Annotated in this window: 12 protein-coding genes; 9 read left to right on the forward strand and 3 right to left on the reverse strand. The window is 66.5% G+C overall.

Annotated elements, in window-relative coordinates:
* The first annotated feature begins 83 nt into the window (after window positions 1–83).
* The 4 genes from NRB20_RS08490 to NRB20_RS08505 all read left to right on the forward strand — a co-directional run bounded on the left by NRB20_RS08490 (window position 84) and on the right by NRB20_RS08505 (window position 5,574).
* Complete coding sequence (locus NRB20_RS08490) at window positions 84–1,052, forward strand: bifunctional riboflavin kinase/FAD synthetase (RefSeq protein WP_319944631.1); 969 nt, start codon at window positions 84–86, stop codon at window positions 1,050–1,052.
* Between the two features lie 175 nt (window positions 1,053–1,227).
* On the forward strand, window positions 1,228–1,497 hold the full coding sequence (gene rpsO / locus NRB20_RS08495) for a 30S ribosomal protein S15 (protein ID WP_040825746.1): 270 nt from the start codon (window positions 1,228–1,230) through the stop codon (window positions 1,495–1,497).
* 416 nt (window positions 1,498–1,913) lie between these two features.
* Window positions 1,914–4,184: a polyribonucleotide nucleotidyltransferase gene (locus tag NRB20_RS08500; protein ID WP_153409237.1), complete on the forward strand. Its 2,271-nt coding sequence runs from the start codon at window positions 1,914–1,916 to the stop codon at window positions 4,182–4,184.
* 52 nt (window positions 4,185–4,236) lie between these two features.
* Entirely contained in the window at window positions 4,237–5,574 is a 1,338-nt protein-coding gene (locus tag NRB20_RS08505; protein ID WP_319944705.1) for a M16 family metallopeptidase, read from the forward strand.
* A gap of 82 nt (window positions 5,575–5,656) precedes the next feature.
* Here the strand turns inward: NRB20_RS08505 and NRB20_RS39525 are convergent, their stop codons facing one another.
* Complete coding sequence (locus NRB20_RS39525; RefSeq protein WP_153409239.1) at window positions 5,657–6,031, reverse strand: CD225/dispanin family protein; 375 nt, start codon at window positions 6,029–6,031, stop codon at window positions 5,657–5,659.
* Window positions 6,032–6,410: 379 nt separating this feature from the next.
* Between NRB20_RS39525 and NRB20_RS08515 the strand changes: the two genes are divergently transcribed.
* Both NRB20_RS08515 and NRB20_RS08520 read left to right on the forward strand, forming a co-directional pair.
* Window positions 6,411–7,661 carry an Lsr2 dimerization domain-containing protein gene (locus tag NRB20_RS08515; protein ID WP_153409241.1) on the forward strand — a complete coding sequence of 417 codons (1,251 nt, stop codon included), beginning with the start codon at window positions 6,411–6,413 and terminating at the stop codon, window positions 7,659–7,661.
* A gap of 260 nt (window positions 7,662–7,921) precedes the next feature.
* Window positions 7,922–8,257 (forward strand): hypothetical protein, encoded by a 336-nt coding sequence (locus tag NRB20_RS08520; RefSeq protein ID WP_153409242.1) that lies wholly within the window; start codon window positions 7,922–7,924, stop codon window positions 8,255–8,257.
* A gap of 72 nt (window positions 8,258–8,329) precedes the next feature.
* On the opposite strand, the gene NRB20_RS08525 is transcribed toward NRB20_RS08520, so the two are convergent.
* Window positions 8,330–9,046 carry an SDR family NAD(P)-dependent oxidoreductase gene (locus NRB20_RS08525; RefSeq protein ID WP_153409244.1) on the reverse strand — a complete coding sequence of 239 codons (717 nt, stop codon included), beginning with the start codon at window positions 9,044–9,046 and terminating at the stop codon, window positions 8,330–8,332.
* Window positions 9,047–9,131: 85 nt separating this feature from the next.
* Between NRB20_RS08525 and NRB20_RS08530 the strand changes: the two genes are divergently transcribed.
* A complete protein-coding gene (locus NRB20_RS08530) occupies window positions 9,132–9,683 on the forward strand; it encodes a TetR/AcrR family transcriptional regulator (protein ID WP_319944632.1) in 552 nt (183 codons plus the stop codon).
* Window positions 9,684–10,024: 341 nt separating this feature from the next.
* On the opposite strand, the gene NRB20_RS08535 is transcribed toward NRB20_RS08530, so the two are convergent.
* Window positions 10,025–10,351, reverse strand: a complete 327-nt coding sequence (locus NRB20_RS08535; protein ID WP_153409245.1) for an ArsR/SmtB family transcription factor — start codon at window positions 10,349–10,351, stop codon at window positions 10,025–10,027.
* A 92-nt stretch (window positions 10,352–10,443) separates the two neighbouring features.
* On the opposite strand from NRB20_RS08535, the gene NRB20_RS08540 reads away from it, so the two are divergent.
* Complete coding sequence (locus NRB20_RS08540) at window positions 10,444–11,688, forward strand: MFS transporter (RefSeq protein WP_153409247.1); 1,245 nt, start codon at window positions 10,444–10,446, stop codon at window positions 11,686–11,688.
* 87 nt (window positions 11,689–11,775) lie between these two features.
* A complete protein-coding gene (locus tag NRB20_RS08545; RefSeq protein WP_153409249.1) occupies window positions 11,776–13,209 on the forward strand; it encodes a pentapeptide repeat-containing protein in 1,434 nt (477 codons plus the stop codon).
* The last annotated feature ends 37 nt before the right edge of the window (window positions 13,210–13,246 follow it).

The raw sequence follows: 13,246 nt of genomic DNA on the forward strand, positions 1-13,246 counted from the left end.
CCGCCGGAGCTACGCCCTGCGCGGCTGTGAACATCCACACCGCGGAATGCCCGTCCCGACCGGGCGTGACTAGGCTGCGGTGTGTGCAGAGATGGCGAAGTCTCGAGGAGATGCCCGCTGACTGGGGCCGTTGTGTCCTGACCATCGGGGTGTTCGACGGTGTGCACCGCGGTCATGCCCAGTTGATCGGCCGCGCCGTGAAATCCGCGGCCGTGCGCGGTGTTCCGTCGGTGCTCATGACTTTCGATCCGCACCCGATGGAGGTGGTCCGGCCGGGCTCGCACCCCGCGCAGCTGACCACGCTGACCCGGCGCGCGGATCTGGTCGAGGAACTCGGCGTCGACGTGTTCTGCGTGATGCCCTTCACCCACGAGTTCATGAAGCTCACCCCGTCGCGCTACGTGCACGATCTGCTGGTCGAGAAGTTGCACGTGCGCGAGGTCGTGGTGGGTGACAACTTCACCTTCGGCAAGAAGGCCGCGGGCACCGTGGCGACCATGCAGGAACTCGGCGGGCGTTTCGGTTTCGAGGTCGACGGGGTCAAACTCGTCGGCGAGCACGCGGTCACGTTCTCCTCCACCTACATTCGCGCCTGCGTCGACGCCGGTGACATGGCCGCGGCGGCCGACGCGCTGGGCCGGCCACATCGACTCGAGGGCGTCATCGTGCACGGCGACGGTCGCGGGCGGGACCTCGGTTACCCGACCGCCAACGTGGCCCCGCCCATGCACGCGGCCATCCCCGCCGACGGCGTGTACGCCGGATGGTTCACCGTCCTGACCCCCGGCGCGGTCGTCGGCACCAACCAGCCCGGTAAACGCATGATGGCGGCGATCTCGGTCGGCACCAATCCGACCTTCTCCGGACGCACCCGCACGGTCGAGGCGTTCGTGCTGGACACCGACGCCGATCTGTACGGACAGCACGTCGCGGTCGATTTCGTCGAGCACCTGCGTCCGATGCAGGCGTTCGCCTCGATCGACGAACTCACCGCCGAGATCGCCCGCGACGTCGACCGCACCCGCGAACTGCTCGCCGAACCCGAACGGTAGTCACCGAGCAGGAGCGGTGCCGGATTCACCCGCGTCGACGCCGACGACCGCCGATTTCGGATCGTCGCAGGTGATCCGGTAGGCTGGCTCGTCGGGTTTGCTGTGGTTCGCGGCGGCGCCCGCCCGGGATTCGTCCCGGTCCTTCGAGCGCGGACTGAAACATCAGGAGTGATTCGTGGCTCTGACCACCGAGCAGAAGTCGGCCATCCTCAAGGAGTACGGCCTGCACGAGACGGACACCGGTTCGCCGGAGGCCCAGATCGCGCTGCTGTCCAAGCGGATCTCCGACCTCACCGAGCACCTGAAGGTGCACAAGCACGACCACCACACCCGGCACGGCCTGCTGGCCCTGATCGGTCGTCGTCGTCGCCTGTCGAAGTACTTGCAGGCCAAGGACATCCAGCGTTACCGTTCGCTGATCGAGCGCCTGGGTCTGCGTCGCTGACACCGGATTCCGGTGGCGGGAATCGTCCGGTTTCCGCAGCGACACCGTGAGGCAGTTGACAAGGCAGCCGACGGGGAGGCTTACAATCTCCCCGTCGGCTGGTCGTGTATGCGGACCTTCGGGTTCTCGGCACGGTCGTTGCCACATGCCGTATGCGCCCGTCCGCGTGGCGTCGGTCCTCGGTAGTGGCCTTTCGGCAGGAGACGACTCCGCCGTGGGGCTTCGATCGATGGCCGCCGCGTCGCCGCTTCCAAGGGGGAACCGGTCGGGTGTGCGCGCAGCAACCAGGAGGGTTGCCGCGCGCCCAAACCTGGGTACGGCCGATCCCGCAGCCGGGGATATGGCTGCGGGACCACACAGCCGGATCGCGCTCACGTGCGCTGGATCCGGCGAAGACGAGAGGTTGAGAAGAGAACATGACAGACACAGTGAGCTCGGCCGTCGAGGTCGAACCGGGTGTGTTCGAATCGGTCGCGCTGATCGATAACGGGGCCTTCGGGACCCGCACCGTCCGGTTCGAGACCGGACGCCTCGCCAAGCAGGCCGCCGGTTCGGTCGTGGCCTACCTGGACGACGAGACCATGCTGCTGTCGGCCACCACGGCCGGTAAGCACCCCAAGGACCAGTTCGATTTCTTCCCGCTGACGGTGGACGTCGAGGAGCGCATGTACGCCGCGGGTCGCATCCCCGGCTCGTTCTTCCGTCGCGAGGGCCGCCCCTCCACCGACGCGATCCTGACCTGCCGCCTGATCGACCGGCCGCTGCGTCCGTCCTTCGTGGACGGTCTGCGCAACGAGATCCAGGTCGTGGTGACGGTCATGTCGCTGGATCCCAAGGACCTGTACGACGTGGTCGCGATCAACGCGGCCTCGGCGTCGACGCAGATCTCCGGTCTGCCGTTCTCCGGTCCGGTCGGCGGCGTGCGCGTCGCGCTGATCGAGGGCCAGTGGGTCGCGTTCCCGACCGTCGAGCAGCTCGAGGACGCCGTGTTCGACATGGTCGTCGCGGGCCGGGTCGTCGAGGGTGACGTCGCGATCATGATGGTCGAGGCCGAGGCCACCGAGAAGGTCATCGCGCTGGTCGAGGAGGGGGCGCAGGCTCCCACGGAAACCGTTGTGGCGGAAGGGCTCGAGGCGGCCAAGCCGTTCATCGCCCGGCTGTGCCGCGCGCAGCAGGACCTGGCGACGTTGGCCGCCAAGCCCACCGAGGAGTTCCCGCTGTTCCCGCCGTACGGCGAGGACGTCTACACCGTCGTCGAGAACACCGCCAAGCGTGAGCTGAACGAGGCGCTGTCCATCGCGGGCAAGCAGGAGCGCGACGAGAAGACCGACGAGATCAAGCTCGCGGTGCTGTCCGAGCTGGCCGAGACCTTCGAGGGCCGCGAGAAGGAGATCGGCGCGGCATTCCGCTCGGTCACCAAAAAGCTTGTGCGCCAGCGCATCCTGGCCGACGGTTTCCGCATCGACGGTCGTGGGCTGGCGGATATCCGCGCGCTGTCGGCCGAGGTCGCGGTGGTGCCGCGGGCGCACGGTTCGGCGCTGTTCGAGCGTGGCGAGACCCAGATCCTGGGCGTCACCACTCTCGACATGGTGAAGATGGCGCAGCAGGTCGATTCGCTCGGCCCGGAGACCAGCAAGCGCTACATGCACCACTACAACTTCCCGCCGTTCTCCACCGGTGAGACCGGTCGCGTCGGTTCGCCGAAGCGTCGCGAGATCGGGCACGGAGCTCTCGCCGAGCGCGCGCTGATTCCGGTGTTGCCCTCGCAGGAGGAGTTCCCGTACGCGATCCGTCAGGTCTCGGAGGCGTTGGGCTCCAACGGTTCCACCTCGATGGGTTCGGTCTGCGCCTCGACCCTGTCGCTGCTGAACGCCGGTGTGCCGCTGAAGTCCCCGGTCGCGGGCATCGCGATGGGTCTGGTGTCCGACGAGGTCACCGACGAGTCGGGCAAGACCGAGACCCGCTACGTCGCGCTGACCGACATCCTCGGCGCCGAGGATGCCTTCGGCGACATGGACTTCAAGTGCGCGGGCACCCGGGACTTCGTCACCGCGTTGCAGCTGGACACCAAGCTCGACGGCATCCCCTCGAAGGTGCTCGCGGGTGCGTTGAACCAGGCTCGCGACGCGCGCCTGACCATCCTGGACGTGATGGCCGAGGCCATCGCCAGCCCGGACGAGATGAGCCCCTACGCCCCGCGCGTCACCGCGATCAAGATCCCGGTCGACAAGATCGGCGAGGTGATCGGACCCAAGGGCAAGGTGATCAACCAGATCACCGAGGACACCGGCGCCAACATCTCCATCGAGGACGACGGCACCGTGTTCGTCGGCGCGACCGACGGCCCGTCGGCGCAGGCCGCGATCGACGCGATCAACGCGATCGCGAACCCGCAGCTGCCGAAGGTCGGCGAGCGTTTCCTGGGCACGGTCGTGAAGACCACCGCCTTCGGCGCGTTCGTCTCGCTGCTGCCGGGCCGCGACGGTCTGGTGCACATCTCCAAGCTGGGCAACGGCAAGCGCGTGGGCAAGGTCGAGGACGTGGTGAACGTCGGCGACAAGCTGCGCGTGGAGATCGCGGACATCGACAACCGCGGCAAGATCTCCCTCGTCCCGGTGGAAGAGGAAGACGCCGCCGCGGCCCCCGCCGCCGAAGAGAGTGCTGCGGTCGAGGCCGGTGCCGAGTAAAAACTCTGGTGTGACGAAGAAAAACGCGGCAGCGCTTTCGACCCCCTTGCTCGTGAACGGCGAGCAGGGGGGTTCGTCTCTGCTGAAGACGGCCGCCCCCGGCGACAGCGGGGTGCGGCGCACCGTGCTGCCGGGCGGGCTGCGGGTGGTCACCGAACATGTGCCCGGGGTGCGGTCGGCGTCGGTCGGTGTATGGGTCGGTGTGGGTTCGCGCGACGAGGGCCCGACCGTGGCCGGTGCCGCGCATTTCCTGGAACACCTGCTGTTCAAGGCGACGCCGACGCGGACAGCGCTGGATATCGCGCAGGCCGTGGACGCGGTCGGCGGCGAGTTGAACGCCTTCACCGCGAAGGAACAGACCTGCTACTACGCGCACGTGCTGGACGAGGATCTGCCGCTGGCGGTGGATCTGGTCTCCGATGTGGTGCTGAACGGGCTGTGCCGGGCCGAGGACGTGAACGTGGAGCGGCAGGTGGTGCTCGAGGAGATCTCGATGCGCGACGACGATCCCGAGGACATGGTCGGGGACGCGTTCCTGACCGCGCTGTTCGGCGATCATCCGGTGGGGCGGCCGGTGATCGGCACGATCGAGTCGATCGAATCGATGACCGCGAATCAGCTGCGTGGATTCCATCAGCGTCGCTACCGTCCGGAGCGGATGGTTGTGGCGGTGGCCGGGAATGTCGAGCACGAGCACACGGTGGAGTTGGTGCGGCGGGCGTTCGCGGCCCGGCTGGATCCGGCGTGTGAGCCCGCGCCGCGCCGCGAGGGGCGGTTCCGCACGCATACGCCGCCGCAGTTGCAGTGGATGTACCGGGACAGCGAGCAGGCGCATCTGGTGTTCGGGGTGCGCGCGTTCGGGCGGCACGAAGGGGAGAAGCGCTGGCCGCTGTCGGTGTTGAACACGGTGCTGGGCGGCGGTCTGTCCTCGCGACTGTTCCAGCGCATCCGCGAGGAACGCGGCCTGGCGTACTCGGTGTATTCCAGCGTCGACACCTTCGCCGACACCGGCGCGTTCTCGGTGTACCTGGGGTGTCAGCCCGAAAACCTGGGCCAGGTGGCCGCTTTGGCGCGTGATGTGCTGGAAGAGGTTGCCGCGGACGGGATCACCGACGCCGAGTGTGCTCGCGCCAAGGGCTCGCTGCGCGGCGGTTTGGTTCTGGGACTGGAGGATTCGGGTTCCCGGATGAACCGCATCGGCCGCAGTGAACTCAGCTACGGCAATCACCGCAGCGTCTCGGAAACCCTCACCCGCATAGATTCGGTCACCACGGCCGAAGTCTCCGCGGTAGCCCGCACCCTGCTGTCGCGGCCCTTCGCCGTGTCGGTGGCGGGCCCGTATCGCCGCGCCCGCGACCTCCCGGTCGCAGTACGTCGACTGGCGGACTGATCACCGTCCCGGAAGACCTCGAATCCCGCACTGCGGGTTGGTCTTCCGGGACCGGTCACCGGCCACGACTTTCCGTCCGGATTCAGGAACTCGTGCCCTGAATAGAGGACACAAGAATATAGATTATGACGGACACGACGAGGAGCGCCTCGACAACGGTCGCGACAATAGCCCATATTTTCGTCTTACGGGATGCTGAAAGGGCTCCTTGGATATCGCCCGAGATCCATTTCTGTCGCACCTGACCGGAATATACGAGCGCAACGACTCCCGCCACTACGCTGATCGGGCTGCAGAATGGAACCACTCCGATGATCGTTATCGCCAGTGCCCATCCAAAATACCGTGGCGGAGCCCCCTCCGGTGATATCGGTTGATACTGTGCGAGATTCGGGTACGGTGTTCCGCTGCCCTGATTACCAGGTTCGACAGGTCCGTTCGGCTGACCATAGGTCATTGCGATGCGTTTCCTCCCTGGTCTCACATACAGAGACCTAGTGTTCTGCAAAGTACCGTGTCCATCCTCGACGGTCGAGCAGTTTACTAATTGCCGCCGGTAATTCCTCACCGTGGGAAGTGATTATCCTTCGCGTGGGCGATGCCGGTGACGGTGCACCCACCGCACTCTGCGTGCCGGACGGGTTGCCCATTCGGTGAAGACCAGAGTCACCACGACTGCCGGCCCTCAGGCCGCTGCGGATCGGTGTGTGCGGCTGCTGGCGGAACCTGTAGTGCTGGTTGATATTCCGAGGTGGGAGGGTATTCGGTCGTACTTGTCGGTGGGGGTGGCTATGGTGAGCGCACGGGCAGGGTCGGGCGGGAATGTGGAGGGTGAGATGGCCAGGCGGGTGAGTGTCGAGTGGCTCGATGACTACGACGGGGAGTCCGAGGCGGTGAGTACGGTCGAGTTCTCGTTCGAGGGGGAGGATTACGAGATCGATCTGTCCGAAGGCAATGCGGCGGCGTTTCGTGCGTTCTGGCAGCCGTGGGTCGAGAGAGCCTGTGTCGCAGAGTCGTTCGAGGATGACGAGGATGACGAGGATGACGAGGATGACGAGGAGCCGGGGGAGGGCGACGGTGCGGCGGTGTTCTCGGTGGAGATCGTGCGATGGACGAATCGGGACATCGTATTTCCCCGGGACGACAGGGGGACGCCCTTCGGGACCAGGTTCACGCCGGGGGTGGCGGTTCATCGGGGGGATATGTGGTGTCTGTTCGTGCGCAAGAGTGATGACAGGCTGTACTACGGCAGTGGTGGTCAGGCGGGGTGGTGTGCGCCGAGTTTGTTCTCCGCGGATCCGGAGTTGACGGTGGTGGGCTCGCCGCGGCTGGCCGAGTTGGATGGTGTGCTGCATGCAGTGGTGATCGAATCCGCCGGGGACAGTGGCGATCTGGTGCACTATCGATACGACGATGCCGGGCGTGAATGGGGGCAGCGGTCCGGGTTGGTTCGGCGGGCCCATGCCGCGCCCGCGCTGGCGGCTCATCGCGGGCGGCTGTTCTGCGTCTACGGTGACGACCAGGATTACGACCGACTGTGGTTCACGACGTGGGACGCGAATCGCGGCTGGGGTAGGCCGGTCCGGTGCGGCGTCGAGAGTATGTGGGGCACACCGGCATTGTTCGTCGTCGGTGATGAATTGCATCTGGTCTTCGCCTCGAGCGGTGAGGATCGTGCGATGGTCGACATGATCTATCGCGAACCCGACGGGCCCCGCTCCGGCACGTGGGTACGCAACCGGCACCGGACGGATATCGCCGCGACTCCCGGTGTGGCAGCGGCGGGTTCGGCGACCAATGGATATCTCGGCTATCTCCGGCATGGCACCGGTGGTCTGCTGTTGTCCGCGCTGGGGCCGGATGGCTGGAGCGAGAACGAGTATCCGGGCGGTTATGCCTGGGAGGCTCCGGCCGTCGTGGTCCAGGGCGGTCATCTCAATCTGATCTTCAACGCGCGCAATGATATGAGCGACCTGCTGTGGCACGAGCGTCCGATCATCGACCACGGAAATGATCCGGCGGATTCGGGTGGATACGACGGACTCACGGCCGAGGGTTCGGATGAACTCGGTGGTGAAGTCGGGTAGACGATCGGCGAGACTTTCGCGGCCCGACCCCGCGGCACGCTGCGACCATCGATCACCGCCGCAATTCGACCGGGGACGGACAATGGTCGCGAAAGGGGGAGAGTGGCTGAATTTCGCGAGGATTGCGAGGTTTCCGCTGAATTATTTGCCGGGGTATTCGACATTTCCCGATGGTTTGCGGTATACCCGTGCGTGATCGGTGTGAAACCAAATGAATCCAGCCGTTACGGGCCGGTGGGTCCGCAAGGAAAGGGTTGTACATGGCCAGTCTCCGACAAGGACGTCTTCGTGGAATCGCGGCGAAGACCATAGCGACGGCGGCTCTGGTCGCTGTCCCGTTCATCGGGCTCGAAGCCACCGCCTCTGCGGCTCCGGGGCAGCAGCCCGGTGGGCAGACGCAGCAGCAGCCGCAACAACAACATCAGCAGCAACAACAGCAACAGCCGCAGCGGACGATTCCGCCGCAGAATCAGTGGCACCACTCCTATTACCCGCCGAACGGCTATCGGGACGACCAGCGCGCGCCGTCGTATCCGCTCGGTGGCTACCCGCCCGACTGGTGGTGGCAGGTGCTGCGCGCGTTCGGCATGGCCTGATCCGTGTGCCGTTCGAGGCCGTGACCGATCCGATCAGGTCACGGCCTCGGCTGTTTCCGGATGTTGTGGTGTTCAGCTGCCGAGGGCGTCGAAGATCGTCTCCGCGCGATCCCGCTTCTGGTACATCTCCCAGGCGGTGTCGGCGACCTCGTCCGGATCGAGCGTATGTTCCTGTACCGCAACGGAAGTCGCGGGATCGGCGGTCATCGCGGCGTGGATGTCGCCGCGTTCGATCAGGCCGCCGATGGTGAGCGTGCCCGCGTAGACGCCCTGTTCGGCCAGCGCGGGATGGAGGGTGAGCGCGTAGTTGCGCAGCGCCGCGACGACGAGGGCGAGCTGACCCAGCATCGGCATCGGGCGGACGCTGGACAGGCCGCCCGAGATGATGAACCCGCCCGCGCCGCGTTCGAGCATGCCCGGCAGCACCGTGTCGACCACCTGGATCACCGGCCAGAGCAGCTCGAATCCGGCCTGCGCGGTCCGCACGTCGACCTCGGTGATCGGTACCGGCCGACCGGTGGTCGGGCCGTAGTACACGAATTCGATATCGCCGGACGCGGCGATCTCCGCCAGGACCGCGGTGAGCTGATCCAGGTCGGTGACGTCCGCGGTGTGCGCGGTCGCCTCGATGTCCAGCGCCGACAGCTCGGCCAGGTAGTCGCCGTGCCGGGTGTCGCTGCGCGAGATCAGGGCGATCCGGTAACCCTCGCGGCCGAATCGGCGGGCCATGGACATGCCCAGGCCCGGTCCGACGCCGAAGATCACGGCGGTACGTGCGGTGTTCGTCATGGTGTCTCCAAAATATTGAGGCCCCCCTCAATTTCGGAGGTTAGCACTAGGGTGAGGGGCTCCTCAAGTTTTGTATGATGATGCCGTGTCCCGACCGATGCGCCGCGATGCGGCCCGCAACCGCGAGCGGCTGCTGCACGAGGCCGCGGCGGTGTTCACCGAGCAGGGGCTGTCCGGCTCACTCGAGGAGATCGCGCGCCGTGCGCAGGTCAGCATCGGCACGCTCTACAACCACTTCCCGAACCGCGACGCGCTCATCGACGCACTGGTCCCACAGCGGGTCGCCGAACTGATGCAATTCGCCGAACAGGCGACGGCCGAACCGGATTCGTGGCTCGCGCTGACCGGATACATCGAGAACATGCTCAGCCGGTTCACCACGGACCGAGCCCTGTTCGAGGCATTCACCGGCGATCATCCGGCCGCGGCACAGCTGGTCCAGGCGTGTTCGCGCGGGATGTCCGGGTTGTCGGCCGTGCTGGACCGCGCGCGCCGCGACGGAGTACTGCGCGCGGACGCCACCGACATCGACGTGGTCAACCTGATCTGGGCGTTATCGCTGCTGGGCGACGGCGTCGAGACGACAGGCTGGCAACGGTCGCTGGGTTTCGTACTCGACGGACTGCGCGCCCGTTGATCGGTCGGGGTGCATGGTGATCAGTTCGGGCGCACAATGATTGGCCGTGTGCCCGGTGACGAGTCGGCGGGCTCGCAGATGAGCTGGTGTGCCCGGTGATCGGCTGGATTGCGCAGTGATCAACTGGTGCGCACGGTGATGGCCGGGGTGCGCGGTGAGCGGCTAGCGCATACGGCGATTGGCTGGAGTGTGCGGTGATCAGTCGGTGTGCTCGGAGATACGCCGGTGTGTGCGGCTCGGTGGTCGCACGTATTCCCGGGGGCGAACCGGTGTACCGGGGCCCGGCTGGTGTGCCCGGGATTGGTCGGTGTGTCCGGTGATCGGCGGGTGTGCCGGGGCGATTACTTCGTGTGTGCGCGGTTGGCGGCGGCGATGATCGGGTCGAGTAGGCCGGGGAGTTCGGTGTCGACTTCGGTGCGGCGTAGGCGGGCGTAGACCTGGCCCTCGTCGACGATGCGTTCGGTCAGGCCGGCTTCGCGGAGGGTTTTCAGGTGGTGGGTGGCGGTGGATTTGTTGATCGTGTCGTAGAGGGCGCCGCAGCGTTGGGCGGTGCCGGCGTTGGCCAGGCGGCGCACCATTTCCAGGCGTACCGGGTCCTGGAGCGCGGCCAGCACGTCCTGAACCGAGCCGACCGGGAAGGACTCCACGGTTGCTGCCGTATTCGCCATGACCCACCTCACTTCAGGTTTGATGGGAATCAAACCGCGCCGACTGTCGTTGAGTTCGATCGTAATCAAACTTACCTGATGGGGAGCGAGATATGGCAGCGACCACGGCGGCAGCCCCGATCCCTGCGAAAGGGGTCGTTCAATCCTGGGCGTACGCATTGATACTGCTGGCCACGGGGGTGGCGCTCGGGGTGTCCGGGGCGCCCGCACCGCTGTACGGGCTGTATCAGAAGCAGTGGCACTTCTCGTCGTTCACCACCACGATCGTGTTCGCGGTCTACGCGGTCGCGGCACTGGCGGCGGTGCTGGTGTCCGGGCGCATCTCCGATGTGATCGGCCGAAAACCCGTGCTGCTCGGGGCGATCGGGACCATGATCCTCGGACTGGTGGTGTTCGTCTTCGCGGACAACGTGGCAATGCTGTTGCTGGCCAGGGCATTACACGGGCTCGCGGTGGGATCGATGGTGGTGGCCGGCGCCGCCGCGCTGCTGGACCTGCGGCCCGCACACGGCGCGCGGACCGGGCAGCTCAGCGGGGTGTCCTTCAATGTCGGTATGGCCGTGGCGATTCTGGGTTCGGCCGCGCTGGCGCAGTACGTGCCGCATCCGCTGCGCACGCCGTATCTGGTGATCACGGTGCTGTGCCTGCTGATCGGGATCGGTGTGCTGGTCATGCGCGAACCGCACACCGCGCGCGTGCCCGGACGCGTCCGCATCGCGAAACCAGCTGTGCCGCAGGAGATTCGAGCCGACTTCTGGTTCTCGGCGCTGGGTGTGATGGCGGCCTGGTCGGTGCTGGGCGTGCTGCTGTCGCTGTATCCGGCGCTGGCCTCGGCGAAAACCGGTGTGCACAACCTGATCTTCGGCGGCGCGGTGGTGGCCGCCACCGCGACGGCCGGTGCGCTCGCGCAGTTGTTCGCGACCGGGATTCCGGCGCGGCGGGCGGCCATCGGCGGTGATCTGGGAATGGCCGTGACGCTGCTGCTGACGATTCCCGCACTCGCGACCCGCAATTGGGTGCTGGTCCTGGTGGCCGGGGTGTTGCTGGGCGTGACGTTCGGGCTCGGATTCGGCGGCTCGCTGCGGCATCTGTCCGACGTCGTGCCGCCGCATCGGCGCGGGGAGACGATGTCGGCGTACTACTTGCTGGGCTATTCGGCGATGGCGTTGCCGACGGTGCTCGCGGGATGGGCCGCGACGCGGTGGGGGATGGCCGCGATCTTCCCGTGGTTCGTGGTCGTGGTCGCGCTGGCCTGCGTGGGTGCGGCGGTGATCGGGATACGTGGTCAGCGGGCCGAACGGGTGCGCACAGACGCGTCGGAGGTCGTGTCGGCCTGAGCGGCGGGCGTCGTGAGATGTCCTGGGCGGTAACCACGGATCGCACTCGCACTCCCGCGGGCGGCGATTTGTGGTTACCATGCCGCTATGCGGTGGAGGGGGAAAACCCGGGAACGTTTCACCGGCAGGCTACAGCGGTCCGCGTTGTTGTTGTCGGTGGTATTCGCGGTGCTGGGCGGACTCGGTATCGCGGCACTGGCCTGGTGGGTGCTGTGGATTCTGTTGGGCGCCAAGGCGCAGACACCCGATCAGGTCGATCTGACCAAGATCGCGCTGTCGGTGGCCGCGGGTGTCGGTGGTGCGGTCGCGCTGGTCGTCGCCTATCGCAAACAGCGGGACGGGGAACGCGGCCGATTCGCCGAATTGTTCGGCGCGGCAGCACGACAGCTCGGTGACGCCGATGTGGCGGTGCGGATCGCCGGGGTCTATGCGATGGCCGGAGTGGCCGACGAATTCGGTGCGCCGGGTCGTCGGCAGCAGTGCATCGATGTGCTGTGCGGATATCTGCGGCTGCCCTACGATCCGGATTCCGGGGCCGATCATCTGACGCAGCGCACCGAGACCGTCGAGGAATCCGGCGTCAAGCGGGAGTTGAAATATCAACTGCGGCAGAATGATCGGGAGGTGCGCCGGGCCGTCGTGGACGTGATCGTCGCGCATCTGCGGCCGCAGGCCGAGGTGTCCTGGTCGCGGTGCAATTTCGACTTCTCCGGTGCGGTACTGGAGGATTCGGACTTCCGGTACGCGGTGTTCGCGGGCGAGCGCACCTATTTCGCGCGGGCGGTATTCCTGGGCAAGCGGGCCACCACCTTCGAACACGCGCGTTTCATCGGACAGTTCATCTCGTTCCGCAGCTGCGAATTCCGCGGCGCCACCACCCTTTTCCGGGACACGGAATTCGCGCCGGCCGAGCGGTCCGGATCTGAGTTGCCCGGCGCCGGAATACGTTTCGAGGGCGCGGTGTTCGATTCACCGGTCTCCTTCGATCGGACCGTATTCCGCGGTCCCGCGGTGATATTCGGCGATGCGGCGTTCACCGGGGAGCGCACCTCGTTCGCCGAGACCGTATTCCGCACGGAGCGAGCCGAATTCGGCGGGGCGACGTTCGACGGTATCGCGGTGCGTTTCGAGGCGGCCGAATTCGACTGTGCGCGAATATCGTTCACCCGCGCCCGCTTCTATGCCGCGCGAGTTGCCTTCGACGGTGCGCGATTCGGCGTTCGCTCCCGCTGGCGGCGCAGTCCGACGCTCGCGGTCGACTTCTCCGCCGCCGAGTACCACGGCACGATCTCCTTCGACGACACCGTCTTCGACGGCCGCGACGCGGATTTCTCCGAGGGGGACTTCTTCGGCGAGATCACGTTCCGCAGAACACGTTTCGAGACGCAGCGCACCCGCTTCGACACCCCGAAGGCATGGGTGGGCGTGCGCGTGGACTGGGATGTCGACCCGACCTACAAGCCCTCGCGGATCACCCCCGAGACGTGGCCTCCGGCGCCCGTGCCACCGCCCGCGAGCTGAGCGACACAGAAGCTGCACAGGTTCCATACGGCAGTTA

Source organism: Nocardia macrotermitis (assembly GCF_009604405.1).
GTDB classification, from domain to species: Bacteria; Actinomycetota; Actinomycetes; order Mycobacteriales; family Mycobacteriaceae; genus Nocardia; species Nocardia macrotermitis.

Coding starts and splice junctions, on each gene's coding strand:
- NRB20_RS08500 (WP_153409237.1), top strand. CDS start 1,914: ATGACAGACACAGTGAGCTCGGCCGTCGAGGTCGAACCGGGTGTGTTC.
- NRB20_RS39525 (WP_153409239.1), bottom strand. CDS start 6,031: ATGACCTATGGTCAGCCGAACGGACCTGTCGAACCTGGTAATCAGGGC.
- NRB20_RS08515 (WP_153409241.1), top strand. CDS start 6,411: ATGGCCAGGCGGGTGAGTGTCGAGTGGCTCGATGACTACGACGGGGAG.
- NRB20_RS08520 (WP_153409242.1), top strand. CDS start 7,922: ATGGCCAGTCTCCGACAAGGACGTCTTCGTGGAATCGCGGCGAAGACC.
- NRB20_RS08525 (WP_153409244.1), bottom strand. CDS start 9,046: ATGACGAACACCGCACGTACCGCCGTGATCTTCGGCGTCGGACCGGGC.
- NRB20_RS08535 (WP_153409245.1), bottom strand. CDS start 10,351: ATGGCGAATACGGCAGCAACCGTGGAGTCCTTCCCGGTCGGCTCGGTT.
- NRB20_RS08540 (WP_153409247.1), top strand. CDS start 10,444: ATGGCAGCGACCACGGCGGCAGCCCCGATCCCTGCGAAAGGGGTCGTT.
- NRB20_RS08545 (WP_153409249.1), top strand. CDS start 11,776: ATGCGGTGGAGGGGGAAAACCCGGGAACGTTTCACCGGCAGGCTACAG.